We start from the raw sequence: 26,117 nt of genomic DNA on the forward strand, positions 1-26,117 counted from the left end.
CATCCAACGGAGCCAGCAGGCAGCTAGGTCAGATCCGACCCGGTGCACCGATCATGGCTTAACCGGCACAACCCAATACTGACAGCGGGCAGCGACTGGAGGGTGGGTGCCGGGGCCGATTCCGGCTCTGGGCATGCGGAGGGGCCCGAACCCTGGTGGGTGTCGGGCTGCGCTGCTTGATGCGTGCGGCGCTCCCCCCAGCAGATGCCTCGCCTGCTGGGGCAGCCTAAGACCGGCACTGGTGTGGGTGCCGCGAACTGCTTTCGGCATTTGGCCTTGGCCGCCTTGATCGCCGCGAGGCATCGGTCTCTGTCGATAGCCTCTGCGAGGGCGTCCAGGTCGGGCTTCATGGCCTCGGACCATTCGGTCCGGTAGAGCCCGGTCGGGAAGATGTCCCATTCGGTGCCCTCGTTCTCGGCATCCATGTCCCGGTCAGTGCGCCAGTCGGAGCAGCCGCAGCCTTCACTGTCGTTGCCGCCCTGGCCGCCCTGACCGTCGTGGCCGTCGTGGTGGGTGATGACCGCTTGTCCGGGGCCGGTCTTCTCCACGCTCCAGCCCGCAGTATGGATGCGGCCGTGATGGAACCGGCACAGCAGGATCAGGTTCTCAGCCGTGGTCGGCCCGCCGTCAGCCCAATGCCGGATGTGGTGCGCCTCAGTCCACGCCACGGGCCGGTCACAACCCTGCCAAGCGCAACCCTCGCTCTGCTCGAGTTCGAGCTTGCGGCGCAGGGCCGCATTCGGCAGGCGCTCAGCCCGGCCGAGTTCGACCGCTTCGCCTTTCGTGTAGTCGAAGACCGAGGGGATGACCCCGGCCTCGCAGGCGAGGAGGCGGGCGCGGGCGACCGAGATGGGCTGGCCCTCGAGGAGAGGCAGCCGGCCGGTGTCCTTGCCTTGCAGCGTCTCGATATCCACGGTCAGGTCGAGGGTGGCGGTGTGGCCGTGGCGGGTGGAGGCCTGCGGGGAGGACCCGTACCCGGCGAGGAGCTGGTGGAAGGCCTCGGCATTGCGGTTGGCCTGGGCGGGAAGGAGACCGCCGCCGTCGGCGTCCTGGTCTTGGTCTTCTTGGCGGGGTGGCGGGCAGGCGGTCTTCAGGTACTTGTCGAGCAGGCGGCCGGTCGCCTCGCACAGTTGGCCTTCCAAGGCCCACATGCCGTTGGCCTGCGGGGTGAGTTCCAGGCGCTGCATGGACTGCTCGCCCAGTGCATCGAACAGCTCGGTCGCTTCGGCGATCGAGGTCCAGAGTTCATCGAGGTGACGGCGCAGCTCGGTGAAGGTGGCGTGTGCGCAGTACTGGGCGACCATGGCCTCAGGCGTCGCACACAGGGTCTCAGGGTCGAAGGGGGAGGGGGCCGGGGTCTGGAAGGGGGTGCGGGCGAACAGGCGCATGGCCGGGGTCTGCTCGAGCTGGCGGATAGCGTAGGCGACCTGGTCGATCCTCGCCGCTCCGGACACCGCCGCCTGGGCCAGGAGGCGGAACTTCCCCGACAGGCGGGCGATGGCCGCGATGTCGGCGGCGGTGCGGTTGTGGAAGTCGAACTGGGAGACCAACAGATCCCGCAAGGCGGAGAACCCGAACGCCGAGCGGTGGAGCCCCTGCTCCTTCATCTCGATCACGGCGGCGAGGACCTGGGCGTGCTGGGCGTTGATCAAAGAGGCGGCGTCATCGAGAGCGGAGCGGATGGCGGCTGCGCGTTCGGAACCGGGGGTGCTGGTGCAAGAGCTCATCGACCGCTCGCCTCCTTCCGCTGTTCTCGAATGGTCTGCTTGTTTTCGCTTGCGTGTTCGTACCTCAATGATGACAGGCATGGGGTGGTGGTGTCATCACTCAATGGGGTGAATAATCCATGAGGGACATTCACGAGGCGCGCCGGAACCGCTGCGGCCCAAGGTGAATCGCGGGGCACGAGCGCTGCCTGGCGGCCGCACTGCACACCCGCGCCTCCCTCAGACCCTTTTGTCGCTGCCCGCCTGAACCGCGTCCGAACCGGAGCTGGCAGCCGGAATAGCGCCCCAATCTAGTGCCGCCTCGTTGTCGCTGCCCGCCTGAACCGCAGCCCCGTCAGGGCTGGCAGCCGCACTACCGGCCAAGGCCGCTCAGACCCTTCTACCGCTGCCCGATTGAACCTTCACCGAAGTCAGCCGGGCAGCCGCAGGCACAGCATCCGGTGCAGGGACCCCTTTGTCGCTGCCCGCAGTGACCCATACCCGGACGGAGCCGTAAGCCAACACCCGCCACCGTTGCATGATCACATGCACCCCGAATACATCAGAGCAAGCCGTCGAACGCCGACGATCTCACACGCCGTCCTGCAGCCGGTTGCTGAGAATCTGCTCGAGAAGGTCGAGATAGGCGCGCCCTGCCGTGAGGCCGTCAGGGCGCCCGAGCGTCGCAAACCCATCGAGCAGCCGATGCAGTGTCACCAGCTGCGTCTGCCAAGTGGCCGCGGGCTCATAGGGACCGCCGAGGAACTCAATCATCCGAGGAGCCTCCAGTGAGCGGCGAGCAAGGTGCTTGCCCGCGACCGGAACGAGTGCCAGCCGCATGGCCTGACCCTCTTCGGTGCTGTTGGTGGTGGCCGTCTCATGCTCACCACGATTGAGGTACTCGGAGAATCCCGCAGGAGTGGCAGGAATCCCGGCCCGATCGAACAGGACCGTGCCATTGGAAGGCCAGCTCGCCAGCGAGACTGGATGGACATGCCAGTCGACCCAGAGGGGAAGGCCGTTGAAGACGTATTGGCCGCTGACGGCTCTCGTGCCTCGGGGCCCATTGTGGCGCGCGTCGATGGCGAACGTCAACTGGCCGGTTCCGCAGGGAAGGTGAGCGGGCGAGGCGAAGTCGTCGAGCGCAGCGTCCTGCACCGCGATGAGCAGGTCGACATCGCTCCAGTCGTCGGCGCGGCCATCGCCGAGCGAGCCGACCAAGGCGACACCTGCCACGGCTTGATCCTCTTCAAGCGCGGCAGTTGCAGCACTGAGCCAAAGGGATCGCATTTCGGCGAGACGAGGAACCTCCGGACCGCGGCTCGTCATGACCATCAACGGATCGTAGCCGGGCAGGTACCGCAGCACCCCATCGATTTTCTGGTCCTGATCCCGACACTGCGATGGTCCCCGACCAGAACGGCCATCACCACCCGCCGACTTCCGGAACAGCCTTAGGTGCGGACGGCCGCATAGAGGAGCATGTCCCTGCGGACCCCGGCGATCTCCTGGTGGCTTCGCAGCAGCCCCTCGCGGGCGTAGCCGGCGCGTTCGGCGGTGCGGATGGAGCCGGTGTTCCAGGGTTCGATGTAGAGGGCGATCCGGAAGAGGCCTGGTACGGTCCAGCCGAAGGCGGTGAGCGCGGTGAGGGCGTCTCCCGCGAAGCCGCGGCCGCGGGCGGCGGGCGCGATCGAGTAGCCTGCCGTCGCGCGGCCCGACTCGAGTTCACTGAGCCAGAGCCCGCATTGGCCGACCGCGGCGTCGGTCTCGGCTTCGGCGATCACGAAAGAGAAGCCGGTGCCTTCGACGTAGCGCTGGTGCTGGCGGTCGATCCAGGCGAGGGCTTCGGCGTCGTCGGCGTGCGCAGGGAGGGTACCGATGGTCGGCACGTAGTCGTCGGTGGCGAGGTCCCGGACCATGGCGAGGTCGTCTTCGCGCGCTCGGCGGAGCGTGACACCGCCGTGCGCGGGCGGGGTGGACGGCCAGGGCGGCAGCGGGGAGGTCGGCGTCATGTCGCCATTGTCCGTCCGGCCGGATGCGCGAACGCGGGTGGACACGGGAAGTGCCCGGTGGGATCACTCGTCGGCTGCGGCCACTTCGGCGAGGAGGAATCCCAAGGCGTCCAGGGGAGGCAGGAGTTCTTCGTAGCGTTCGAGGTCGAAGAGCGCGGCCTGGAGCTGGCCGAGGGTCGGGGCGAGGTGGGGCGTGAGGCTGCGGGTCGGGCGTTCGATGAGGGCCACCGACTGGTCGACGAGGGCGACGGCGCGGTTGAGGATGGCGAGGTCTTCGGCGTTCTCGATGCGCGCGGTCGTGTACGTGTTGATGGCCATGGCCTGGAGTTCGTTGGCGCTGTCGACGTCGTCCATGGTGGGCTGCCACATCTGGGCCAGGCGGTCGAAGTCGGCCTGGCGCTCGTCGCGGTGGTCGACGAGTTCGGCGCGCAGCAGGACGGCCTCGGCGGCCAGGGTGATGCGCTCGCCGGGGGTGAAAGGCTCGGATTCGGGGGTCACGGGAACGGTCCGGGGTGCTACCAGTGCGGGGGGCGTTCCGCGAGGAGGTCGAGGTCGCGGGCCGAGAATTCGGACTTCCGGGGGCGCCGGACGGGGGCCTCGCCCCAGCCGCGGTCGGTGTCGTCGGAGGTCTGGTCCGGGAGCACCGAGAAGTCCTCGTCGAGCTCTACGGAGCGTTCGTCGTCGGATACTGCCATGCCTCGACTGTATCGCAGGGGTTCGCGAGGGGCGCAACGCTGCGGCCCTGAACAGCCGGTGAACGGGTGCGCAGGGCCGCAGACAGTCCGGACTATTCGGACGCGCCGACGAGTTCGTAGCCGGCCTCGTCGACGGCCTCGCGGACCGCGTCCTCGGTGAGCGGGGTCTCGCTGGTGACGGTCACCTTGCCGGTCTCGAGGACGACGGCGACGTTCTGGACGCCGGGGAGGGCGGTGATCTCCTGGGTGACGCTGCCGACGCAGTGGCCGCAGGTCATGCCCTTGACTTCGTACACGGTCTCCATGGCTTCTCCTTCGGGGAGCGTTGGTGGTGTTCAGGTTCTGAGCAGTCGGGCCACCGCGTCCGAGGCTTCTTTCACCTTGGCTTCGGCGGCGGTCGGGTCACCCGAGGTCTGCGCTTCGGCGACGCAGTGGGCCAGGTGGCCTTCGAGGAGGTTGAGCGCGACGGCCTGGAGTCCCTTGGTGGACGCCGAGATCTGGGTCAGGATGTCGATGCAGTACTGGTCGTCGTCTACCATCCGCTGGATGCCGCGGATCTGGCCTTCAATGCGCTTGAGGCGGCGCGTGAGCGCGGCCTTGTCGCCGTGGTACCAGTAGTGGTCGTCGTGGCCGTGCGCTTCCGGTGCCGGGGGCGTGTCGCCGGCGACTCCGGTGCGGTCGGTCTGCTCGCTCATGTCACACCTTTCGTGTGCTCGGTCCTCCTGCCGCCAGTGTATACCCCTAAGGGGTATCTCGGCAACTGCTTGTCAGCCCGGTGCAGCGGCCCGTAGTATTCCGTGCCATTGTGCGAGAAATTCTCCCCCGCCCCTTGTCAAGGGCCACAACGGGCTCTAACGTGAACGCGTCGCGTCGGAAACTCGGGGGCACCCCGCACCCGCCGCGCGGCACCGCCGAGTCGGCGAGGCCCCCAGCCTCACTGAACCGGGGAACCAGCAGTCGGCGTCCTTGGCAGGGCCGACGGGGTGAATCGCGTCTCCGGGCGTGTAGGGCGACCCTTCCTTCCGCCCGAACCCGACAGCTAACCCGGTAGGCGGCCAAAGGAAGGAGCGCATCCCTTGGTGCGTACCCGGCGTATCGCTGCCGCCGTCGCAGCCGCAGCACTGCTCCCCGCGAGCGCCGCACTGTTCACCACCTCCTCTGCGAACGCGCAGACGAGCGAGGAGATCCAGGCCGAGATCGACCAGCGCCACGAGGACCTCGAGAAGGTCATCGAGGACTACAACGCCAAGCGCGAGGAACTCGACGACGCCAAGGAGCTCATCGCCGAGATCGAGGCCCAGCTGCCCGCGCTCGAAGCCGAAGCGGCCGCGGCGAACGAGGCCCTGGCCGAGTACGCCGCCACGGCGTACGCCGGCGGCGACTTCGCGATGGTCAACTCGGTCCTCGACGGCGACCCCGGCGACTTCGCCGACCGCCTCATGTACCTCGACAGCCTCTCCTCGGCCGAGCAGAAGTCGCTCCAGGCGAGCATCGCGCAGGTCGAGGAGCTGCAGACCCGCCATGAGGAACTCGAGGCGCTCCAGGCGGACGCCGACGAGATCCTGGGCGACATCGAGAAGCAGCAGGAGGAGATCGAGGCCGAGATCGACGACCTCGAGAGCGACTACGAGGACGCGTACGAGGAGGAGAACCCCGGCCCCGTGTACGACTACGAGGGCTCGAACGCGGCCGTGGCGTTCGCCTTCGAGCAGCTCGGCGAGCCGTACGTGTACGGCGAGGCCGGCCCGGACGAGTGGGACTGCTCGGGTCTGACCCAGCAGGCGTGGGCCGCGGCGGGCAGGAGCCTGTCGCACAACGCCGCCATGCAGTGGGACGAGACGGCGCGGATCTCCCGCGACGAGCTCCAGGAAGGCGACCTCGTCTTCTACAACGACCTCGCGCACGTCGGCATGTACATCGGCGGCGGCGAGATCATCCACGCCCCGAACTCGACGACCGTCGTGAAGATCGTGGACATCGACTACGGCGGCAGCATCGTCGGCTACGGGCGACCGTAGACCGGAACCGGAACTCGCCCGGGCGGCCCGCGAGGGCGGCCCGGGGCGCGGACTCCCCGGCGGCGGCGCCGGCCGTCCCGATTGCTGACCCTGCTGCTGACCCGCAATGCGCCGGCACCGCCGTCGGGGACTGAGACCCATAGTAAAGAAACCCGTGCGGGCCGCTTCGGCGGCCCGCACGGGTTTCGTTTCGCGCCAGGGCGACTCGGTTCGGCCGTGTGCGGGAACGCCGCTTCCGGCCGAGGACGACCGCGCTCGCGAGCGCGGTGCCGGCGGGTCGTGGAGCCGCCGTGCCGGGCGGGCCGGATCGCAGCTCGCGCCGGTCGCCGGGATGCGGCCCGGACCGAGGCGTCGTCGCCCGGGCACTGGTCGTCGCGGGTCGAGGTGCCCGCCGGCGGTCCGGCGGCGCCGGGAACGGCCTACAGCGCCGTCTCAGCGGCTGGGGTCTGCTGGTAGAGGCTGAGGCGCCATGTCCCTCGGGCGCGCGTGTAGACGGAGGACATCAGGGCGTTGAACGCCGGTTCGCCGTCCCTCCAGGCGCGTCCCGTGTAGACGAGCGCGGCGGCGTCGTCGCCGAGCGGGATGAGGGCGGGGCCGACGATCTCGTACCCGGCCCAAGGCGGTGCCTCGCGCAGGGCCTCGACCGTCGCGCCGCGGTCGAGGGACATGCCGTTCGCCAGCACCATCCGCCCGTCCGGGGACATCGTCGAGGCGTAGTGGCCTGCTCCGGTGCCGTCGCACAGCGCGCGCCAGCCGGTGTGTTCGAGCGCGAGCAACTCCTCGAAGACGGCCATGCGTCCCACCATAGCCGCGTCGCCGTCAGTCCCGCTGCGGGTCCAGGTCGGTCAGGCGGCGGACGAGCAGTTCGGCTTCGTCGGGGGCGGTGCGGATGCCGAAGACGTCGTCGAGGAGGTCGGGGACCTCGCTGGGTCGGACGGTCTGCTTCTTCGGGGTGCGGCCGGGGTGCTCGGTCGTCCAGGTGAGCGCGTCGAGCGTGTCGTAGCGGTCGGGGCGGAGCCGTTGGACGTAGGGGCGGATGACGAACGGGGAGCGGTCGTTCGCGGCCACGAAGTGGTTGCCGACGGCGAAGTCGACCGGGTACTGCGGGTTCTCGGTGAAGACCTGCCGCACCTGCCAGCCGTCCGGGCCGTCGCCGGGCTGGAGCACGGCCCAGCCGGGCGAACCGTGGGTGATCACCTGCCAGCGCAGCAGGTAGGGCCAGGGCCCGGCATCGCTGCGGGCGCCGTCGGCCAGTTCGATGGGTTCGAGGGGGCTGGCGCCGAAGCCGACGTCGCTCAGCCATCGCGTGCCGTCGAGGTCGACGAGGAGCATCGCGTGCGTCGCCGGGCGGGGCCGGTCGGCGTCCGCGCCGAGCTGGACCCGGCCCGAGACGGCGGTGAAGCGGAATCCGAGCTTCTCGAGCACCGCGGCGAAGAGGGTGACGTGCTCGAAGCAGTAGCCGCCGCGGCCGCGGCGGAGCAGCTTGTCCTGCAAGGAGGGCAGGTCGAGGCGCGCCTCGCGGTAAAGGAAACTGTCCAAGGTGTCCCATCGGACGTTCAGGACGTGCGCTCGCTGCAGGTCCCGCAGCGTCTCCAGTGTGGGCGTGCGGTCGCCCTCGTAGTCCAGGAAGGCGAGATAGGCGTCAAGGTCGAGGGCTTCGCTGTTCCACATGTCCCGGCAACGTCCTCGCCGCGGCCCCCTATTCCGCTCGGGGCATGGGAGATCCGTCATGTTCCGGGCGTCACGCCTAGGCCGCTTCGGGTTCGGTGAAGTCCCAGTCGAAGCGCCGGTAGCGGCCGGTGCCGCCCTGCTGCCAGGGGTGGGGGCCTTCGAGCGGCCGGTAGCCGATGCCCATGGCGTGCAGGCGCTCCAGGTGCGCGGGGAGGCGGTCGAGGACCGGGTCGGCGGCGCGCACGTCGACGTCGGTCCAGGCGACCTCGGCGAAGACGGCGAGGCGCGGGAACGCGGCGTACTCGACGTCGCGCGGGTTCGGCAGGTACTCCGACCACAGCTGGCACTGCGCGCCGAGGATGCGCGACTCGTCGACGCCGGCCGGGGCCGGGTCCCACGCCGCGACCTTCTCGATCGGGGTGAGGCCGTGGATGCGCAGGGGCTCGCGCGGGTCGTCGCTCTCGTAGTGGTCGAAGTAGACGTGGGTCTGGGGGCTGACGAGGACCTCGTGTCCGGCTTCGAGGGCCTTCTCGACGTAGGCCTGGGTGCGCCAGACCTGGACGGCGGCTTCGGCGGGCGCGCCGCCGTCGAGGATCTCGTCCCAGCCGATGACGCGCTTGCCCATCTTGGCGAGGTGGTCGCAGAACGCGCGGGTGAACCAGGCCTGCACGCCGCGCGCGTCCTCGAGGCCCTCGCGTTCCATGAGCTCGCGGGCGATCGGGGACGACTCCCACTGGGTCATCGGCACCTCGTCGCCGCCGATGTGGACGAACGGGCCGTCGAAGACCTCGCCGATCGCGGTGTACGCCTCGAGCGCGAAGTCGAGCGCGGCCTGCGTCGGCTCCAGGACCTCTTCGAAGACGCCGAACGTGGGGCACACCGGTTCATGCCGGCCCGCACCGAGTTCGGGGTAGGCGGCGAGCACCGCGCGGGCGTGGCCGGGGAGGTTCACCTCGGGGACGATCATGATGTGCCGCTCGCGCGCGTACGAGGCGATCTCGCGCAGGTCGGAGACGGAGTAGAAGCCGCCGTGCGGGGTGGGCTCGTAGCCCTCGCCGCTGCGGGCGTGGCCGATCTTCGTCGCGGCGCGCCAGGAGCCGATCTCGGTGAGTCGGGGGCGGGTGGGGACCTCGAAGCGCCAGCCCTGGTCGTCGGTGAGGTGCAGGTGGACGACGTTGAGCCGGTGGAGCCAGGCCCGGTCGATCATCTTGAGCACGAAGTCCTTGGGCTGGAAGTGCCTGGCGACGTCGAGCATGACGCCGCGCCAGCGCAGGCGCGGTTCGTCGGCGATGCGCACGTGCGGCACGACCGGGTCGGCGGCGGGGGCCTCGCGGAGGGCGTCGGCGGGGAGGAGTTGGCGGAGGGTGGCGATGCCGCGGGCGATGCCGGCGGGGTGGGCGGCGGTGAGGGTGGCGCCGTCTGCGGTGATGTCGAGGCGGTAGGCCTCGGCGGCGGTCGTGAAGTCTTCGGGGCGTTCGCCTTCGAGGGCGAGGCGCAGGACGCGGTCTTGGGCAGGGTCCTTTGCGGTGGTTTGGGCGACGGGGAGGCGCAGGCCGGTGCCGCGGTTGAGGAGGTCGGAGAGGAGCCAGGCCAGGGGGTGCAGCTCGGGTGCTGCGGCGATGGCGCTGAGGGTGCTCAGGTCGAGGTCGCCGTCTGCGGCGGTGAGCTGCTGCGGCTGCGGGATCAGCGAGATGCGGCGCTGCATGTGCGGGGGCTCCTGTGGTGGTCGCGTTGCTGGTGGGGCTCGCGTGGCGTGCGGGCCCGAGGGGTGGGCGGGGGCGGTGTCGTGCCCCCACCGAATTAGTTCAGTTTATTTATAATATAGGGCCGCGCCGCGGTCGGCCAGTGCGGAGAGCGTTTTCGCCCCCTTCCGGCCGACCGCGGCGCGCGGCGTTCGGTCTTCAGTTGCGGCGCGGCCCTAGCGGACCACCGGGAGCTGCTGGGTGCGGTCGATGTCCGAGCCGTCCCGCTGCTTGTTGATCGGCAGCGGCGCCGACTCCGACTCGAAGACCCCCAGCGCCGCCGGGGACTCGTACCCGGTGCCCGCCGACGGCAGGTCGAAGCTCGACCCGCTCGACAGCCCGCTCGAGGACAGCGCGTTCGAAGCCCCGGCGCTCGAGCCGGCGAGGGTCGGCTCCTCCTCGCCCGAGACCAGGCCGAGCTGGCGGCGCAGGTCCGTCAGGTTCGAGCCGGCGCTGTCGCGCTGGCGCGAGAGGGCCTCAACCTCTTCGGCGAGCGGCTGCACGCGCTCGGCGGCGCGCTCCTCCGCGTTGCGGCGCAAGCGCTCCGCCTCCTTCGCCGCGTCGGCCTTGACCACCTTCGCCTGCTCGACCGCCCGGTGCAGGGCGTCCTTCGCCTGCTGGTCGGCCTCCTCGCGGCGCTCCACCGACCGGTTCTCCGAACTGCGGGCCCGCTCCTCGGCCAGCGCCAGTCGGTCCTCGGCTTCGGAGACGATCCGCTGGGCGGTCGCGATGGCCTGCTGGTGCCGGTCGGCCTCCTCCTTCTGGGCGCGTTCGCGGCGGTCGGCCTCGGCGAGGATGAGTTCCTGGGTCTTCTTCTTGCGGTGCTCGGCGGCTTCGGCGAGGAGGCGCTGCGCGGCGTTGCGCTGCTCGTCCGATTCGCGGGCGGCGTGCGCTTTGAGTTCGGTGACCTCGCGTTCGGCCGTGGCGCGCTGGACTGCGATCTCCCGCTCGGCCTGGGAGCGGGTCTTCTCGGCCTCGGCGCGGGACTGGGCTTGCGCGGTCTGGGCCTCGCGGTGCGCGTCGGCGACGGCCAGGTCGTGGCTGCGGCGGGCGTTCTCGCGCAGCTCGGTCGTCTCGTTCAGTGCGCGGGCGCGGATCTCGGTGACGTCCTGGTCGGTGGTCGCGGTGATCTCCGCGGCCTCGGTGTGGGCGGTGCGCAGCATCGACTCGGCCTCGGCGCGGGCCTCGTTCAGCATTGACGCGGCCTGGCGCTTGGCGTCGGCTTTCTGGACGCCCGCGTCCTGTTCGGCGGCGCGCAGGATCTTCTCGACGCGGGCGCCGAGCCCGGCCAGGGTCGGGGCCTCGGCCTCGGCGATCTGCGTGGCGCGGTCGGCGACGCGCCGCTCGAGCGCGGCTATGCGCTCCTCGGCGCGGCGCAGCTGCTGCTCTGCGGCTTCCAATGCCCGCGACGCCTCGTCGCGGTGCTGCTCGTGGGTCTTGATGTTCTGGTACAGCCGGGAGGTGAACTCTTCGACCTGATTGCGGTCGTAGCCGCGCATGGCGACAGCGAATTCGGGCCCGGTTTCCTCGAAGAATTTCGACATGGTCTTCCAGAGTCACAGGAAACGGTTGATGAATCATGATCACGCCTGAAGGGCCCGAAACCGGCGACGAACACGCCCCGCGCCGCGTGTCGCGTTGAAAACGTCTAGACGGCGCAAGGGAACGGGCCCCGACCGTGGTCGGGGCCCGCTCTTGTGTTCGATTCGTCGGCTAGTTGCGGCGGTCGGTCTCGTCGTCGAAGTCGCCCATGATCTCCTCGAGCAGGTCCTCCATGGCGACCAGGCCCGTGACCTCGCGGTCGGCGCCTGTGACGAGCGCGAGCTGCGCCCGCTGGCGGCGCATGAGCGCCACCGCCGCGGCGACGGTGATGTCGGCGCCGACGAGCAGCGGTGCGGCCGCCATGTCCGCGACCGCGGCCCCCGGTTCGGCCTGGACGGCCTCGCGGACGTGCACCAGGCCCACCGGGCGCTCTTCCGCGTCCACCACGACCAGGCGCGAACGGCCGGTGTCGCGGCTGCGCTCCTCCGCCTGCACCGCAGTGGAACCGGCGGGGATCGTCACGACCTGCGGCCACGGGATCGACAGCTCGCCCACCGGGCGGCGCTGCACTTCGATGGCGTGCGTGAGCATCTGCCGCTCGGGCTCGCCGAGCATGCCCGCCTCCGCCGACGAGCGCAGGAGGTACCGAAGTTCCTCCGGCGAGTGCGCTTGGGCCTTCTCGTCCGCCGGCTCGACCTTGAACGCCCGCAGGATCGCGTTCGCGCCGTGGTTGAGCCCCAGCAGGATGGGCTTCGTCGCCCACACGTACCCGGTGAACGGCCAGATCAGCGCCATCGCGGACGCCTCGGGGTGGGTGATCGCCCACGATTTCGGCATCATCTCGCCTACGACCATGTGCAGGAAGACGACGACGAGCAGTGCGATCGTGAACGCGATCGGATGCGCCGCCGCCTCGAGGCCGATCGCTTCCAGCGGCACCTCGATCGCGTGCGCGAGCGCGGGCTCGGCGAGCGCGCCGAGGCCGACGGTGCACGCGGTGATGCCCAGCTGGGCGCCCGCGAGCATCAGGGACAGGTTCTTGGTGCCGCGCAGGGCGGCGCGGGCGGCGCGGGAGCCGTCCTGCTCGAGCCGGTGCTGCCGGGAGGCCACGAGGGCGAACTCGGCGGCCACGAAGAAGGCGTTGGCGGCCAGGAGGAGTACGGAGATCAGCAGCGCGGGACCGGTGCTCACGCGGTCACCTCCACCGGCTGGGGCCGCAGCTCGATCGCTTGCGGCACATGGCGGGAGCAGGAGACGACGACCATGCGCACCAGGCGCGGCGCGGTGTCGGGGTGCTCGGGGGCGTCGCCGACGCGCGGCACGGTCTCCACGTCGACCGTGTCGCCCGGGTGGGCGATGCGGCCGAGCTGGGACATCACGAGTCCGGCGATGGTCTCGTAGTGCTCGCCTTCGGGCAGTTCGATGCCGGTGGCGTCGGCGACTTCGTCGATGCGCCAGCGGCCGGGTATGAGCCAGGCGCCGCCCGCGAGTGAGACGGGGACGGCTTCGAAGCGGTCCTGCTCGTCGCGGATCTCGCCGACGAGTTCTTCGGCGAGGTCTTCGAGGGTGACGATCCCGGCGAAGCCGCCGAATTCGTCTACGACGCATGCGAGTTGGCGGTGCTGGCTGCGCATCCGTTCGAGGAGGGTGGGGAGGGGCAGGGAGGCGGGCACGAGCAGGGCCGGGTCGGCGATCGCGCCGACGGTGACGGAGCCGCGCTCGTCGCGGGGGACGCCGATGATCTGGCCGATGCCGACCACGCCGCGCAGGTCGTCGACGTCGTCGCCGACGACCGGGAAGCGGGAGTGGCCCCCGGCGAGGGCCTCGACCGCTTCGGCGACGGTGGCGTCGGCGGAGAGGGTCTGGACGTTGACGCGCGGGGTCATGGCCTGGTCGGCGACGGTCTCGGAGAAGTCGAGGCCGCGGTCGAGGAGTTCGGACAGGCCCCGGTCGAGCGCGCCTTCGTCGCGGGAGACGTCGATGATGCGGTGGAGGTCCTCGGGGGTGGCGTTGTGCTCGAGCTCCTCGACGGGCTGGATGCCCAAGCGGCGCAGGAGTTTCGTGGAGGCGGCGTCGAAGAAGCGGATGATCGGCCCGCATACGGTGAGGTAGGCGCTGGTGGGTGCGGCGAGGGTGAGTGCGAGCGCTTCGGTGCGGGCGATCGCGAGGTTCTTGGGGCCGAGCTCGCCGAGGATCATCTGGACGACGTTCGCGAACACGAACGCGAAGACGACGCCGATGGTGACCGAGACGCCGGCGGGGACGCCGGCGACGCCGAGGAGGTCGGCGAGGCCCTGGCCGAGGTAGGGCTCGGCGAAGAAGCCGACGAAGAGCGCGGTGACGGTGATGCCCAGCTGCGCGCCGGAGAGCGCGAAGGACAGGCTGGAGCAGATCTTGAGGGCGCGGCGGGCGCGCGAGGCGCGGCGCAGGTCGCCGTCGTTCGCGATGTCTTCGAGGCGGGACCGGTCGACGGCGGTGTAGGCGAATTCGAGCGCCACGAAGAAGCCCGTGGCGGCGGTGACGGCCAGGATGATGACCAATCCGATGACTATGAGCATCGCTCACGTCCTAGGTGCGCTGCAGCGGCGCTGCGCGGTTCGAACGCACTGCGCGCGGCGGCGTGGTGCGGTTCCTGTGCCCGGAGCGGATCGCCGCCGGGCCGGAGACTTCGATGTCGTGCTCGGCGCGGCTTGCCGGCCGTGATGGAGCGTCGTCGTTTTCGTCGCATGGGGCCGATCTTAACGGGACGGTGCGGTGGGGAAAGCGGTCATCTTTGTTCGCCCCGCCACAAGACGATGTCGGTGGAGCGGCCGAACGGACCGGCCATCGCCTGGAGGTCCGCGAGCTGCGCGCGGGCGCGCTGGAGCTCGCGCGCGAGCTCCTCGACCGCCGCGCTCGCTTCGGCGCGCACGGCCTGCACTTCGCGCTCGAGGTCCATGATGCGCTTGATCCCGGCGAGGTTCACGCCCTCGTCCTGGGAGAGCCGCTGGATCTCGCGCAGGCGCGTCACGTCCCGCACCGAGTACCGGCGGCCTCCGCCGGGCGTGCGGGCGGGCTCGACGAGACCGAGCCGGTCGTACTGGCGCAGCGTCTGCGGGTGCATCCCGGCCATCTCGGCCGCGGCCGAGATCGCGAGGATCTTGGCGTCGTAGTCGATCTCGTCCGCCGTGCCGCCGAGGCGCTGGTGGTAGGCGATCTCGATGCGCACGTGGCGGGCGCCCATGTCGGGCGCGCGGTCCACGCGGCGGTCGTCCGCGCGGCGGGCGGCGCGCTCGGCGTCGCCTTCCGCGGCGCGGCCGTTGCCGCGGCCGGGCCCGGAGACCGGGCCGGTTCGGTCGGATGCGGTCACGGTTCCCTCCCTTGCTCAGTACTGGCTCCCGCGCCGGCGGCACGGGACGCGCGCGCCGCCCCCGCGTCGCGGTGCGGCTCCGATTGCAACGCCGCGGAGGGGCCGACTTCTTCCGAATCGTCCCCGTCCTTCGCGGGCAGGGGCCCCTCGCCGGTCGCCGTCGTCGCGTCACGGCTGTCCGCCTGCGCGGGGACGGTCGGCGCGGCGCCCGCGCCGGCGGCGTGCGCGGAGGCCGCCTCGCGGCCGCCCGCCGGTTCCGGAAGCGCCTTGGGGTCGAGGCCGAAGCCGTTGCCGGCGTGGGCCGTCCCGGGTGCCGCGGGACCGCGGAAGGCGGCGGCGACATCGGCGGCGGCGTTCTTGGCGCGCGCGATGCGCCGCGCGACGGCGATGGCGCCCATGGCGGTCGCGGCGACCTTCACGTACGGGCGGAGCACCGGGACCGCGCTCGCTGCGGTCAGGCCGGCCTTGATGACGCCCTGGTTCGCCGCGACGAGCTCGGCCACGGCCGTCCCCACGCGCACGGCCCGGGACTCGGGCAGCGCGCTCGCCGCCGCCCCCACCGCCCTCGCCACCCGGTACCGCACCGGCATCCAGTCGGCAGGCCGCGCCGCAGGCGACTTGCGGCCGAGCCGCATGCGGCCGCGCGACCGGTCGCCCGCCGCGCGGTCGGTGCGCTCGGCCCGTTTCGCGCCGGGCACCGGCGACGGGAAGCGTCGGATCCAGCCGGCGCCCTTGGTTTCGGGGGCCGTGCGGACCTCCGGTTCGCGCGCTGCGGAGACGCGCCGGGTGATCGGCCGGGCGAGGCGCGACGGCAGGCGCCGCACGCCTTGGAGCATCGCGAGGCGGCCGATGGCCTCCGGCGTTCCGTGATCGACGGGGATCGGGGCGAGGACGACCGCCGCTTCGCGCGATTTGGCGGCGCGCCAGCGGGCCGGGCGCGGGAGCGCCGGGTTGCGGGTCGTGTTCCTCGCCTTGGGTCTCATTGGCCCGTCAGCTCTTCCAGCTTCGAGCGGTTGGCCGCCGGACTGGCGGCCGCGTACTTCTCCAGGGCCTCGCGGGCCTCGGCCGAGAGGACCTGCGGCACCTCGACCTCCACCGTGACGAGCAGGTCGCCCTTGCCCGGCACGCCGCGGCCCTTGACCCGCAGAACCCGCCCCGTGGGCGTGCCCTCCGGGATCTTCAAGGTCACCGGCCCGTCGAGGGTCGGCACCTTCACTTTCGCACCCATCGCCGCCTCGGGGAAGGAGACGGGCAGCCGCACCGTCACATTGTCGCCGTCGCGCGCGAACAGCGGGTGCGCGCGCACCGTGACCTTCACCAGGAGGTCCCCCGCGGGCCCGCCGCGCTCGCCCGGGGAGCCGCGGCCCGCCAGGCGGATCGACTGGCCGTCGCCGATGCCCACCGGCACCCGCACGGTGATCACGCGGTCCCGCGTGGTCGCGCCCGTGCCGCCGCAGTCGGGGCACGGGTCGGTGACCACGGTGCCGGTGCCCTCGCATTCGGGGCACGGCTGCGCGAAGCTGAACGCGCCCTGGTTCTCGGTCACCAGGCCGCGGCCGCTGCAGCGCGGGCAGGTGCTCGGGGCCGTGCCGGGCCTCGCGCCCGAGCCGTGGCAGGTCTCGCACTCGCCCGGCGCGCGCATCCGCAGCTCGGTCGTGGTGCCCCGCACCGCGTCGGCGAAGTCGAGCGTGATGTGGGTGCGCAGGTCGTTGCCGCGCTGCGCGCCCGAGCGGCGCCGGTGGGCGCCGCCGCCGCCGCGGAAGAGGTCGCCGAACAAATCGGAGAACCCGCCCGAGCCGCCCGTGTTCCCGAACAGGTCCTCGAAGTTGACGCCGCCGCCGCCGGGCATGCCGCCCCCGAAGCCGCCGCGCCCGGACTTCATCAGCTGGATCTGGTCGTACTCCTTGCGCGCCTTGTCGTCGTGGAGCACCGAGTAGGCCTCCGAGACGCCCTTGAAGCGCTCCTCGGCGGCCGGTTCCGGGTTGTGGTCGGGGTGCAGTTCCCGCGCGAGCTTGCGGTACGCCCGCTCGATGTCCTTTTTGGAGGCGTCCTGCGGCACGCCGAGTATGGCGTAGAAGTCCTTCTCAAGCCATTCCTGCGATGCCACCGGACGCCTCCTCTACTCGCTCATCGATCGGGGCTCGGACGCTAGGAGTCCTTGTCGCCCTTGTCCTTCTTCTTCTTGCCCTTGCCTTCGGCCTTCGCCTCGTCCGACGCCTCGGCCTCGGCCGCTTCGGCATCGGCCGCGGGCTCCTCGGCCACCGCCTCCTCCGCGTCGGCTTCCGCCGCCTCGGACTCCGGCTCCTCGGCCTCGGCCGGCGCCACGTCGTCGGTCGGCTCGGCGACCGCCACGAGGGCGGGGCGCAGGAGCTTGTCGCCGAGGCGGTAGCCCGAGCGCATCACGTCGATGCAGGTCGGCCCGTCGACGCCCGGCATCTGCATGTGCGCCACGGCCTCGTGGACCTGCGGGTCGAACGCGTCGCCCTTGGTGCCGAAGGACTCCAGGCCGTGCTTGCCGAGCGCGTTGACCAGCTGCTCGGCCACGGACCCGAAGGGGCCGTTGAGGTCCCCGTGGTCGCGCGCCCGGTCGAGGTCGTCGAGCACCGGCAGCAGGCTCTGCAGCACCGCGGCCGTCGCCAGCTCGCCGGAGCGGGCCTTGTCCCGCTCGACGCGCTTGCGGTAGTTCTGGAACTCCGCGGTGACGCGCTGCAGGTCCCGGGTGCGCTCTTCGACCGTCGACTGGAGGACGGCGACCGCGTCATCGGCGGCCTGCCCGTCGTCCGAGGCGGCCGCGAGGATGTCGTCGACGGTCAGATCCGTCGAGTCGTCCTCCGCGGCGCCCTCGGCGTCGTCCGGCTGAAGGTCGTCGGCGTCCTTGTTGCCTTCGTCCGTCACTTCTGGTCCTTGTCGTCGTCGACGATCTCGGCGTCGACGATCGTCTCGGAGTCGGGGGCGTCCGCGTTCGGCGCGGTCGGGGCCTCGGTGCCCGAAGCGGCCTGCGCCGCCGCGTACATGGCCTGGCCGGCCTCCTGGCTGACCTTCGACAGCTCCTCGGTGGCGGACTTGATCGCCTCGATGTCGCTGCCGCCCAGCGCGCCCTTGAGGGTCGCCGTGGCCTCGTTGATGCGGCCCTTGAGGTCGTCCGGGATCTTGTCGCCGCTCTCGGCCAGCAGCTTCTCGGTCTGGTAGACCAGCGACTCGCCCATGTTGCGGGTCTCGGCCTCCTCCTTGCGCTGCCGGTCCTCCTCGGCGTGCTCCTGGGCCTCGGCCATCATCCGCTGGATGTCGTCCTGCGCCAGGCTCGAGCCGCCCGAGATGGTCATCGACTGGGCCTTGCCGGTCGCGGAGTCCTTCGCGGAGACGTTCACGATGCCGTTCGCGTCGATGTCGAAGGTGACCTCGATCTGCGGGACGCCGCGCGGCGCCGGCGGCAGGCCGGTGAGCTCGAAGGTGCCGAGCTTCTTGTTGTAGGCCGCGATCTCGCGCTCGCCCTGGAACACCTGGATGAGCACCGACGGCTGGTTGTCGTCGGCGGTCGTGAAGACCTCCGAGCGCTTCGTCGGGATCGTGGTGTTGCGCTCGATGAGCTTGGTGAAGATCCCGCCCTTGGTCTCGATGCCGAGCGACAGCGGCGTGACGTCGAGGAGCAGCACGTCCTTGACCTCGCCCTTGAGGACGCCCGCCTGGAGGGTCGCGCCGATCGCGACGACCTCGTCGGGGTTGACGCCCTTGTGCGCGTCGCGGCCGATGAGGCGCTTGACCAGGTCGGAGACGGCCGGCATGCGGGTCGAGCCGCCGACGAGGATGACGTGGTCGACCTCGGAGACGTTGATCCCGGCGTCCTTCACGGCCTGCTCGAACGGCTTCTTGCAGCGGTCGAGGAGGTCCGAGGTCATCTGCTCGAACTCGGCGCGCGAGAGCGAGACGTCGAGGTGCAGGGGTCCGTCGGGGCCCGCGGTGATGTAGGGCAGGTTGATCGAGGTGTTGGTGGCGCTGGAGAGCTCGATCTTGGCCTTCTCGGCGGCCTCCTTGAGGCGCTGCATGGCCATCTTGTCCTTGGACAGGTCCACGCCGTACTGGCCGTTGAAGGTCTTGACCAGGTGCTGGATGACCCGGTCGTCCCAGTCGTCGCCGCCGAGGTGGTTGTCGCCCGAGGTGGCCTTGACCTGGATGACGCCGTCGGCGATCTCGAGCAGGGACACGTCGAAGGTGCCTCCGCCGAGGTCGAAGACGAGGATGGTCTGCTCGTCCTCGCCCTTGTCGAGGCCGTAGGACAGGGCCGCCGAGGTGGGCTCGTTGATGATGCGCAGGACGTTGAGGCCCGCGATCTCGCCCGCCTCCTTGGTGGCGGTGCGCTGCGCGTCCGAGAAGTAGGCCGGGACGGTGACGACCGCGTCGGTCACGTTCTCGCCCAGGTAGGCCTCGGCGTCGCGCTTGAGCTTCATGAGGATGCGCGCGCTGATCTCCTGCGCGGTGTACGACTTGCCGTCGATGTCGACGGTCCAGTCGGTGCCCATGTAGCGCTTGACGGAGCGGATGGTGCGGTCAGGGTTGGTGACCGCCTGGCGCTTGGCCACTTCGCCGACGAGCACTTCACCGTTCTTGGCGAACGCCACGATGGACGGGGTGGTCCGGGCCCCCTCAGCGTTGGTGATGACCGTGGCCTCCCCGCCTTCGAGGACGCTGACCACGGAGTTCGTCGTGCCGAGGTCGATGCCGACCGCACGTGCCATGTTGATCTCCTGACGTAGTCGAACAGATGCCTCCGGGATCGGAGACGAGTCTCTGTCTCAAGCGGCCGGGCGGGAACCCCGAACCAAGTTGAGCCGGATAGACTCAATGTTCGAACTACGGGAATCGACTGTCAAGCCGATCACAGGAATTGTGATGAACCGCACGAAAGTTGAGTCTGGTCGGCTCAACTTCACGCCTGGCGAGGCTAGCGGGCTCCGGCGGGGGCGCCGCCCGCGGCCTCGCAGCATTCGGTGAGGAGGTCGTCCGCGATCTTCCACGTGTCGCAGGGCCACGCCTGCTTGCAGGAGGCGCAGTCGATGCCCAGCAGCTGCTCGGGCAGGTGGTCGCGCCACATCGCGGCGGCGAGGGCCCAGCCGGTGATCTCGGTGATCCCCGCCGGCGCCTCGAGCGGCGGCGGCTGCTCCAGGGAGAAGAGCTTCGACGGCTCCTCGCGGCGGGAGCGGCGCGAGCGGGCGGGGATCGGCACCACCATCGAGGCGGGATCGGGCACCGGGGCCTCGGCGGTATGGCGCGAGCGGCGGGGCGGCGCGGCGCGCTCCTGGCGCGGCAGGCCGCGGCCCGGTTCCGGCGCGTCGGCGCCTTGCGGCGCCTGCCTCGCTGAATGCTGCATGCTCACGCTATCCCCTCATTCGCCTTCGCTTCCGTGCACTGCGTTCGCCTCTCTCCCGACTAACGGTCGAGCAGGCCGCGAGGACACGGGTATGAGCACTCGGCACTCTAGTCCGCCTGGCACGGATACGAACAGAGGCGAACTCTCGGGACATTCCCGATCACATGAAACACGAATGCAGTTCCCATTTCCGCGTTTGCAATTCGGGGGCGCCGAGGTAGCCTCTAGAGCGTCGCCGATCGCATCCGAATCACGCGAACCATTGGGCGACAACCGCTTCGGCGCCCGGCCGAAGGGCGGGTCGAACGCTCTCCAAGCAGCGTAACGGAAGCCGCACGCTGCGCTGCATATCGGCATTGAGCTGGGGTTTCAGGAATGTGACCGACTCGAAGACTGGATTAACTTTGGGTTACCACGACCGTTTTGCCCGAAATCGTCCTGATCGCGTGTGGCATCATAGGATCATGCAGTCTCCTTCTGAAGAAGTACAATGGACGGTTGACGGTGGATTGATCACTCCCTACTTCGAGATCAAGACCACCTTCAACCGCAGCGCCGGATCCGAGCGCCTCACCGAACACGTCTACATCTACGGCCTCGAGCTCCCGGGCGACGGCGAGATCGCCATGCGCTTCCGCCCCGAGCACCGCCACCAGCACGCCGAAGCCTCGCTCACCATCCGCGTCGACGAGTCCAACTGGGTCAAGACCGGGGCCGAGTACCTCGGCGGCCAGCACCTCGTCTCCACGGTCACCACCCGCGAGCACACCAACTGGTCACTGTCCCCCGTGGACACCGAATCCGACGAGATCTGGCTGCGGCTCATCCGCGCCGGCGGCACCATCACCGTCGCCCACGCCGACGACGGCGTCGACTACACCACCATCGCCTCGACCTACCTCCCCGGCGGCGTCACCGCCATGGCCGGCATCGCCAGCGCCCGCCCGGTGTCCGAGACCTTCTGGGACGCCGCGCAGGACCTGGACATCGACGTCGACTGAGGCGAGAGCGACTGCAGCGCACTGGCGGTGGGGGCCAGGTGGCGCTGAGCATAGAGGTCGGGCCCGGTGGTCCCGCGATCCCCGTCCGGCGGACCCGACCTGTGTGCTCAGCTTGAGACCCCTACGGGCGCAAGCGCCTGACGACGCGGAACGGCGCGATCGGAAGCCGAGGCAACCGATCGCGCCGTTCACTGCGTAGTGGAGAGTGCGGCGCCCGGCTTGGTCACCGGGCGCCGCTCATGTACGGCTCAAGGCCGCCTCAAGGGTTCACTCGAAGAGGGTGGCGTAGGTCTGGAAGGCCGTCGCGACCTCGACCTGGTGCCAGTACCGGTGGTATTCGAACTCCGGCGCGGGGCCGGTGCAACCGCCGTCGATGTACGCCTGGACCTGGTCCCAGCCGTCGAACTCCTTCATGAAGGAGCGGGTCTCGATGAACGTGACCCCGTTCTCCAGCACGTCGCCGTTCGGCATGGTGCCCGTCCAGCCCTCGGGGATGTAGACCTCGTCGCCGAAGCGACAGTAGTCCGCCCGGCCCTCGGTCTGCGTCACGCCGACGCCGTCGTTGATCGCCCAGAGCCCGTCGAGCAGGTTCGAGGCCGCCGTCTGCGAGGCCGCGTCGTTCGTCGCGGCCGCGTGGTACGACAGGATCTTCGCGAAGGCGCCGGCCACGCCCGGGTCCTTGGACATGTTGATCACCGAGGCGGACAGGCCCGCCCCCGGCTCGCCGTTCCACTCCAGGTCGCCCGGGAGGCTGTAGTCGGTCGCGCTGATCTCCGACTCGGAGAGCGCCCAAGCGACCCACTCGTCGAGCATGTCGCAGGCGCGGGCGTCGTCGGTCTCGTAGCAGTACTGCGCCACGCGGTCCATGCCCCAGACCTGGAAGCCGAACCAGCGGTTCGACGGCGGGTCGTGCCACACGGGCTGCTCGTCGTAGTAGAGGCCGTTGTGCTCGGCGCTGGTGGTGGGGTTGCCGTAGTTGCCGCCCCAGTTGTTGGTCGCGCCGCCCGCGATGGCGCCGGCGCCTTCGTTCCCGGCCGGGACCTGGAGCCATTCCAGGAAGTCCAGCTGGGCGTCGAGGCTCTTGGCCCAGTCGTCGTCAGCGGTCGGCGAGTTCGGCTGGAGGCCGCCCTCGGAGAGCGCGTACGCGGCCATGAGGTTCTGGTAGCCCTGGTGGACACCGGAACCGCCGATGCGGAAGGACCAGTCGCCGTTCAGTCCCGCGCCCCAGGAGTAGTACCAGGAGAGCAGGTAGTGGAACGAGGACTTGCCGGTCCCGTCGGGGCAGGAGCTGATGCCGATGCAGTCGCCGGCGATCTGCTTGAAGTACTTGTCCGCGAAGGCGTACCGGAGGTAGTCGCCCATCTTGGACGCGTTGTCGAGCGATCCGGCGATCTGGTTCTGGGCGCCCTGCTCGGTGGCCCATTTCTGGGCCATCCACGCGACCTGGACGGCGCGCGCGTCGGCGTCGGGGGCGTCGGTGTAGCGCTCCTGGCGCGAGTACGCGGAGTCGCCCACGAACAGGTCGAGGTAGCCGTTCGGGCCGCCGAAGTCGAAGGTCTCGCACGACGGGTGCCCGATGGTCTCCCAGGTGGACTCCTGCGAGCCGCGCTGGAAGGTGTTCATGTAGACCGGCTCGGTGGTGCCGTCGCCGCATTCGCCGAACCCGTAGGCGTTGTCGAGGTCCAGGATCCAGTGCATCCCGTACATGCGGTTGTCGCCGTAGGTGCTGCGCAGTTCGGCGGCGAGCGGGTCGTCGCCGACGGGCGCGTTGAAGTCCAGCTGCGTCGGGTAGTCGGTGACGGCGTCCGCTTCGGGGGCGTACGAGGCCGGCGAGCTGGGGTTGTAGTTGGTCGGGTTGAGGTCCGGGATCGCGTACTGCTCGGTGTTCTCCCAGGCCTGGTTGTAACCGGACCAGTCACCGGTGACCTGGCCGTAGGCCGCCTCGAGCCACATCTGGTAGCTCAGGGCCTCGGAGGTGGTCTGGTGGCCGTAGTCCGGCGCTTCGACGATGAGCTCCTCCACCGAGTGGTAGGGGAGGCCCGTCTGGTGCAGGTACGGGGAGTCGGTGCCGGAGAGCTGGTCGTACATGGTGAGGAAGCGTTCCTCGTTCTCCGTGACCTCGCCGAGGTCGGCGATGGTGACGACGACCTGGAGCGGTTCGAAGCCGGAGGAGGAGACGGTGAAGGTGGCCGAGTCGCCGGGCGCGGCGTTCGCGGCCGCGCTGAAGGTGACGGGCTTGGTGCTGGTGTCGCCGGCGGCGAAGTTGAGCGAGCCGCCGGAGGCGACCGAGATGGCGGTCGAGCCGGAGGTGCGCGCGGTGGTCACGGTGGCGGCCGCCTGGGTGGCGGCGGAGAAGCCGACGTCGATCGAGGCGGTGGTGCCGGGGTCGACCACGACGTTCGCGCGGGAGACCTCGAGTTCGGGTTCGACCGGGGTGACGCTGCCGCACGTCTCGCCGTTGACCTTGACGCCGGTGGGCGCGGTGGCCGAGCCGGATCCGATGAAGCCGAACACCTCCCGCTTCTGGCCGGACGCGACGGTGCCGTTCCAGCCGACGTCGCTGCCCTTGAAGGTGGTGCCGCTCTGGCTCCAGTCGACGTTCCAGGCGTTGGCGACCGTGGTCCCGGCCGGGAACTGCCACTCGAGGTCCCAGCCGTTGAGTCCGGCGGTGCCGCCGGTCAGGGACACGTTGGCCTGGAAGCCGCCGCCCCAGGTGGAGACGACGTTGTATTCGAACCCGCCGCAGGTGGGGTTGGCGAAGGCCTGGGGTGAGGCCACCGCTGCGAGGGTGCCCACGAGGGCGACCGGCAGCGTCACCGCGGCGGCGCGGCGCCATCGGCGTCTGGCGCGCTTCGGCGGGGCCAGGTTGTCGAGATCCATTTGGCTACTCCTGTGGGTGGTGTGTCCGTTTTCGTGGGAGCGCTCATGCCGGGATGGCCGTCTTCGAACCGTGCAGGTGGAACGAATCGGACCGCTTTGCGGAAGCGCTCCCAAGTCATGCTGCCAAGATTCGGGGGCAAATGTCAATACATTGACATCTCTAAATTTCTACCCGGACCGGCGGATACACGTCCGTTTGGCAAGTGTTTTTCCAGTTCAGAGCTGCGTAACGTCGTGACTACAGTTACGAATCTGAGATCATCGATCTCCAGGCCGTGGGCGGCGCTGTAACAAGCGAGTAACGACCCTCACACCCGGGCTTGCGTTGTGGAACACGCTCCCGTACGATCCTGGTATCGCTCCCAAGGGCGATCGCCTCGGCGGTTTCAGTCGCGGGCCGCCGTGCACTGCGGCGGCCCGCACCCCCGCCGCCGCGGGCGCCGAGGCAAACAGCAGTCCCTCAACCCCTCTGGAATCGCAAGGCGCCGCCGAGGCGCGCGGAAGGAACCAGCAAAGATGCATCTCCTCAATCGACACGGCCGGGTCGCACTCGCGGCCGTCGCAGCCGGAGCCCTCGCGGTCACCGCCGCCTGCAGCGGCGGCGGAGGCGGCGACGACGCCACCGGCGAAGACGGCAAGATCACCCTCACCGTCTCCCTCTTCGGCACCTTCGGCTACGTCGAAGCCGGCTTCGAAGAGGCCTACGAAGCCGCGAACCCGAACATCGACGTCGTCTTCGAAGGCGAAGGCCTCAACTTCGACGCCGACTACCGCCCGGTCCTGGAGACCGCGCTCGAGACCGGCAACGGCGCGGGCGACGTCGTCGCCATCGACGAGCAGGCCACCCCGCAGCTGTTCAACAACGCCGACAACTGGTACGACCTCGGCGCCGACTACAGCGACCGCGAGGCCGACTACACCGAGCGCACCTGGAACCTCAGCCACGGCGCCGACGACAAGCTGTTCGGCCTCGGCACCGACATCGGCGGCATGGCCATGTGCTACCGCACCGACCTGTTCGCCGCCGCCGGCCTCCCGACCGACCGCACCGAGCTCGCCGCCGCGTGGTCGACCTGGGACGGCTTCAAGACCGTCGCCCAGCAGTTCGTCGCCGCCGACACCGGCGCCGCCTTCCTCGACGGCCCGACCCAGCTGCAGAACATGCTCCTGGGCCAGCTCGCCGGCAACGGCGACGGCAAGATGTACGTCGACAACGACGGCAACCTGACCCTCGACTCGGCCGCCGCCACGGAGTCCATCGACACCGTCCTCGAACTCCAGGACCTGGGCGCGATCGGCAACTTCGCGTCCTGGAGCCCCGAGTGGAACACCGGCATGGCCGAGGGCGGCTTCGCCGTCATGCCGTGCCCGGGCTGGATGGCCCGCGGCGTCATCGAGAGCACCTCCGGTCCGGACAACTCCGGCAAGTGGGACATGGCCGCCGCGCCCGGCGTGGCCGGCAACTGGGGCGGTTCCGTCCTGGCCGTCCCGTCCCAGGGCGACCACGTCGAGGAAGCCGCCGCACTGGCCTCCTGGCTGACCGAGCCCGCCCAGCAGGTCGCGGTCTTCGAAGCCGTCGGCAACTTCCCCTCCTCGCCTGAGGCGCAGGCGGACCCGAAGGTCGCCGACTACACCAGCGAGTACTTCAGCAACGCCCCGGTCGCCCAGATCCTGAGCGCCTCGGTGCAGGAGTTCGCCACCGTCGAGTACTCCTACTTCCACCCGCCGGTCAAGGGCGCGGTCGAAGGCGTCCTCAACGGCGTCGCCAACGGCACGTTCACGACCGACAACGCCTGGTCCGAGATCCAGTCCGCCGCTGAGGAAGCGGTCGAACTGGCCGGAGCGGGCCTGTAAGACCCCCGGCCCGGACCCGGCGGCACCTGCCGCCGCCGGGTCCGGCCCCGGCACCGCGGCCCGCCAGGACCGCCCCCGCCGGACCCCGTGCCGCCGCGCCAGTGAGGGACCGGCGCCGAACGACTCCCAGCATTCGCTCGGCGCGCCCCCCAGGACCCGGTCCCTCCAGGCGGCACCATGTCGGGCCGCCGCGCCCCAACCCGCGGCGGGCCGGCTCCCCCGCAGACAAGGCTCCGTAAGCAACAGGCTCCGCAGGAATCCGCCGTGAGGGCCGCCAGAAAC

General features: G+C 70.4%; 21 protein-coding genes, 2 pseudogenes and 1 riboswitch. Of the genes and pseudogenes, 3 read left to right on the top strand and 20 right to left on the bottom strand.

Translation table 11 applies throughout. The annotated features are described in order from the left end of the window. Positions 1-23 precede the first annotated feature (23 nt). From AB0K52_RS21160 to AB0K52_RS21190, 7 genes and pseudogenes are all read right to left on the bottom strand, one after another. The gene (locus tag AB0K52_RS21160; protein ID WP_363534995.1) at positions 24-1,727 is read right to left on the bottom strand and encodes a DUF222 domain-containing protein; all 1,704 of its coding nucleotides are present in this window, start codon (positions 1,725-1,727) and stop codon (positions 24-26) included. A 570-nt stretch (positions 1,728-2,297) separates the two neighbouring features. Beyond that, positions 2,298-3,074 (bottom strand): nucleotidyltransferase domain-containing protein, encoded by a 777-nt coding sequence (locus AB0K52_RS21165; protein WP_363534998.1) that lies wholly within the window; start codon positions 3,072-3,074, stop codon positions 2,298-2,300. A gap of 86 nt (positions 3,075-3,160) precedes the next feature. Continuing rightward, positions 3,161-3,718 carry a GNAT family N-acetyltransferase gene (locus AB0K52_RS21170; protein WP_363535001.1) on the bottom strand — a complete coding sequence of 186 codons (558 nt, stop codon included), beginning with the start codon at positions 3,716-3,718 and terminating at the stop codon, positions 3,161-3,163. Between the two features lie 63 nt (positions 3,719-3,781). Further along, entirely contained in the window at positions 3,782-4,216 is a 435-nt protein-coding gene (locus tag AB0K52_RS21175) for a hypothetical protein (RefSeq protein WP_363535004.1), read from the bottom strand. A 17-nt stretch (positions 4,217-4,233) separates the two neighbouring features. Then, on the bottom strand, positions 4,234-4,413 hold the full coding sequence (locus AB0K52_RS21180; protein ID WP_363535006.1) for a hypothetical protein: 180 nt from the start codon (positions 4,411-4,413) through the stop codon (positions 4,234-4,236). A 92-nt stretch (positions 4,414-4,505) separates the two neighbouring features. Next, a pseudogene (locus tag AB0K52_RS21185) lies at positions 4,506-4,724 on the bottom strand (cation transporter); the annotation flags it as partial. 24 nt (positions 4,725-4,748) lie between these two features. After that, positions 4,749-5,108 (bottom strand): metal-sensitive transcriptional regulator, encoded by a 360-nt coding sequence (locus tag AB0K52_RS21190; protein WP_363535009.1) that lies wholly within the window; start codon positions 5,106-5,108, stop codon positions 4,749-4,751. 204 nt (positions 5,109-5,312) lie between these two features. After that, positions 5,313-5,483, top strand: a riboswitch (cyclic di-AMP (ydaO/yuaA leader). 9 nt (positions 5,484-5,492) lie between these two features. Between AB0K52_RS21190 and AB0K52_RS21195 the strand changes: the two genes are divergently transcribed. Then, positions 5,493-6,431, top strand: coding sequence for an NlpC/P60 family protein (locus AB0K52_RS21195; protein ID WP_363535012.1), 939 nt, complete (start codon positions 5,493-5,495; stop codon positions 6,429-6,431). A gap of 419 nt (positions 6,432-6,850) precedes the next feature. Here the strand turns inward: AB0K52_RS21195 and AB0K52_RS21200 are convergent, their stop codons facing one another. From AB0K52_RS21200 to AB0K52_RS21255, 12 genes and pseudogenes are all read right to left on the bottom strand, one after another. After that, the gene (locus tag AB0K52_RS21200) at positions 6,851-7,225 is read right to left on the bottom strand and encodes a nuclear transport factor 2 family protein (protein ID WP_363535014.1); all 375 of its coding nucleotides are present in this window, start codon (positions 7,223-7,225) and stop codon (positions 6,851-6,853) included. A gap of 25 nt (positions 7,226-7,250) precedes the next feature. Beyond that, the gene (locus tag AB0K52_RS21205; protein WP_363535017.1) at positions 7,251-8,102 is read right to left on the bottom strand and encodes an arylamine N-acetyltransferase; all 852 of its coding nucleotides are present in this window, start codon (positions 8,100-8,102) and stop codon (positions 7,251-7,253) included. 76 nt (positions 8,103-8,178) lie between these two features. Beyond that, positions 8,179-9,807: a beta-N-acetylhexosaminidase gene (locus tag AB0K52_RS21210; protein WP_363535020.1), complete on the bottom strand. Its 1,629-nt coding sequence runs from the start codon at positions 9,805-9,807 to the stop codon at positions 8,179-8,181. A 213-nt stretch (positions 9,808-10,020) separates the two neighbouring features. Beyond that, positions 10,021-11,388: a cell division protein DivIVA gene (locus tag AB0K52_RS21215; RefSeq protein ID WP_363535023.1), complete on the bottom strand. Its 1,368-nt coding sequence runs from the start codon at positions 11,386-11,388 to the stop codon at positions 10,021-10,023. 169 nt (positions 11,389-11,557) lie between these two features. Continuing rightward, entirely contained in the window at positions 11,558-12,577 is a 1,020-nt protein-coding gene (locus tag AB0K52_RS21220) for a hemolysin family protein (protein ID WP_363535026.1), read from the bottom strand. Continuing rightward, complete coding sequence (locus AB0K52_RS21225; RefSeq protein WP_363535029.1) at positions 12,574-13,944, bottom strand: hemolysin family protein; 1,371 nt, start codon at positions 13,942-13,944, stop codon at positions 12,574-12,576. Before AB0K52_RS21225 ends, AB0K52_RS21220 begins: the two co-directional genes overlap by 4 nt. Positions 13,945-14,153: 209 nt before the next feature. Further along, positions 14,154-14,609, bottom strand: coding sequence for a helix-turn-helix transcriptional regulator (locus AB0K52_RS21230; RefSeq protein WP_208497426.1), 456 nt, complete (start codon positions 14,607-14,609; stop codon positions 14,154-14,156). 122 nt (positions 14,610-14,731) lie between these two features. Then, entirely contained in the window at positions 14,732-15,718 is a 987-nt protein-coding gene (locus AB0K52_RS21235; protein WP_363535032.1) for a hypothetical protein, read from the bottom strand. Then, positions 15,715-16,842 carry a molecular chaperone DnaJ gene (dnaJ, locus tag AB0K52_RS21240; protein WP_363535035.1) on the bottom strand — a complete coding sequence of 376 codons (1,128 nt, stop codon included), beginning with the start codon at positions 16,840-16,842 and terminating at the stop codon, positions 15,715-15,717. The genes AB0K52_RS21235 and dnaJ overlap by 4 nt, the downstream gene beginning before the upstream one ends. A 227-nt stretch (positions 16,843-17,069) precedes the next feature. Beyond that, positions 17,070-17,582: pseudogene (gene grpE / locus AB0K52_RS21245) on the bottom strand (nucleotide exchange factor GrpE); the annotation flags it as partial. A 44-nt stretch (positions 17,583-17,626) separates the two neighbouring features. Beyond that, positions 17,627-19,468 carry a molecular chaperone DnaK gene (gene dnaK, locus AB0K52_RS21250; protein WP_363535038.1) on the bottom strand — a complete coding sequence of 614 codons (1,842 nt, stop codon included), beginning with the start codon at positions 19,466-19,468 and terminating at the stop codon, positions 17,627-17,629. A 206-nt stretch (positions 19,469-19,674) separates the two neighbouring features. Next, complete coding sequence (locus tag AB0K52_RS21255; RefSeq protein ID WP_363535041.1) at positions 19,675-20,106, bottom strand: hypothetical protein; 432 nt, start codon at positions 20,104-20,106, stop codon at positions 19,675-19,677. 503 nt (positions 20,107-20,609) lie between these two features. Between AB0K52_RS21255 and AB0K52_RS21260 the strand changes: the two genes are divergently transcribed. Further along, entirely contained in the window at positions 20,610-21,101 is a 492-nt protein-coding gene (locus AB0K52_RS21260; protein ID WP_363535044.1) for a DUF1349 domain-containing protein, read from the top strand. A 267-nt stretch (positions 21,102-21,368) separates the two neighbouring features. On the opposite strand, the gene AB0K52_RS21265 is transcribed toward AB0K52_RS21260, so the two are convergent. Beyond that, on the bottom strand, positions 21,369-23,981 hold the full coding sequence (locus AB0K52_RS21265) for a glycoside hydrolase family 48 protein (protein ID WP_363535047.1): 2,613 nt from the start codon (positions 23,979-23,981) through the stop codon (positions 21,369-21,371). Between the two features lie 516 nt (positions 23,982-24,497). Here AB0K52_RS21265 and AB0K52_RS21270 point away from each other — a divergent pair. Continuing rightward, positions 24,498-25,835, top strand: a complete 1,338-nt coding sequence (locus AB0K52_RS21270; protein WP_363535050.1) for an extracellular solute-binding protein — start codon at positions 24,498-24,500, stop codon at positions 25,833-25,835. The last annotated feature ends 282 nt before the right edge of the window (positions 25,836-26,117 follow it).

The organism is Glycomyces sp. NPDC049804 (assembly GCF_040674615.1).
GTDB classification, from domain to species: Bacteria; Actinomycetota; Actinomycetes; order Mycobacteriales; family Micromonosporaceae; genus Glycomyces; species Glycomyces niveus.

Coding starts and splice junctions, on each gene's coding strand:
- AB0K52_RS21160 (WP_363534995.1), bottom strand. CDS start 1,727: ATGAGCTCTTGCACCAGCACCCCCGGTTCCGAACGCGCAGCCGCCATC.
- AB0K52_RS21170 (WP_363535001.1), bottom strand. CDS start 3,718: ATGACGCCGACCTCCCCGCTGCCGCCCTGGCCGTCCACCCCGCCCGCG.
- AB0K52_RS21180 (WP_363535006.1), bottom strand. CDS start 4,413: ATGGCAGTATCCGACGACGAACGCTCCGTAGAGCTCGACGAGGACTTC.
- AB0K52_RS21190 (WP_363535009.1), bottom strand. CDS start 5,108: ATGAGCGAGCAGACCGACCGCACCGGAGTCGCCGGCGACACGCCCCCG.
- AB0K52_RS21200 (WP_363535014.1), bottom strand. CDS start 7,225: ATGGCCGTCTTCGAGGAGTTGCTCGCGCTCGAACACACCGGCTGGCGC.
- AB0K52_RS21205 (WP_363535017.1), bottom strand. CDS start 8,102: ATGTGGAACAGCGAAGCCCTCGACCTTGACGCCTATCTCGCCTTCCTG.
- AB0K52_RS21210 (WP_363535020.1), bottom strand. CDS start 9,807: ATGCAGCGCCGCATCTCGCTGATCCCGCAGCCGCAGCAGCTCACCGCC.
- AB0K52_RS21215 (WP_363535023.1), bottom strand. CDS start 11,388: ATGTCGAAATTCTTCGAGGAAACCGGGCCCGAATTCGCTGTCGCCATG.
- AB0K52_RS21225 (WP_363535029.1), bottom strand. CDS start 13,944: ATGCTCATAGTCATCGGATTGGTCATCATCCTGGCCGTCACCGCCGCC.
- AB0K52_RS21230 (WP_208497426.1), bottom strand. CDS start 14,609: ATGGGCGCCCGCCACGTGCGCATCGAGATCGCCTACCACCAGCGCCTC.
- AB0K52_RS21235 (WP_363535032.1), bottom strand. CDS start 15,718: ATGAGACCCAAGGCGAGGAACACGACCCGCAACCCGGCGCTCCCGCGC.
- dnaK (WP_363535038.1), bottom strand. CDS start 19,468: ATGGCACGTGCGGTCGGCATCGACCTCGGCACGACGAACTCCGTGGTC.
- AB0K52_RS21265 (WP_363535047.1), bottom strand. CDS start 23,981: ATGGATCTCGACAACCTGGCCCCGCCGAAGCGCGCCAGACGCCGATGG.
- AB0K52_RS21270 (WP_363535050.1), top strand. CDS start 24,498: ATGCATCTCCTCAATCGACACGGCCGGGTCGCACTCGCGGCCGTCGCA.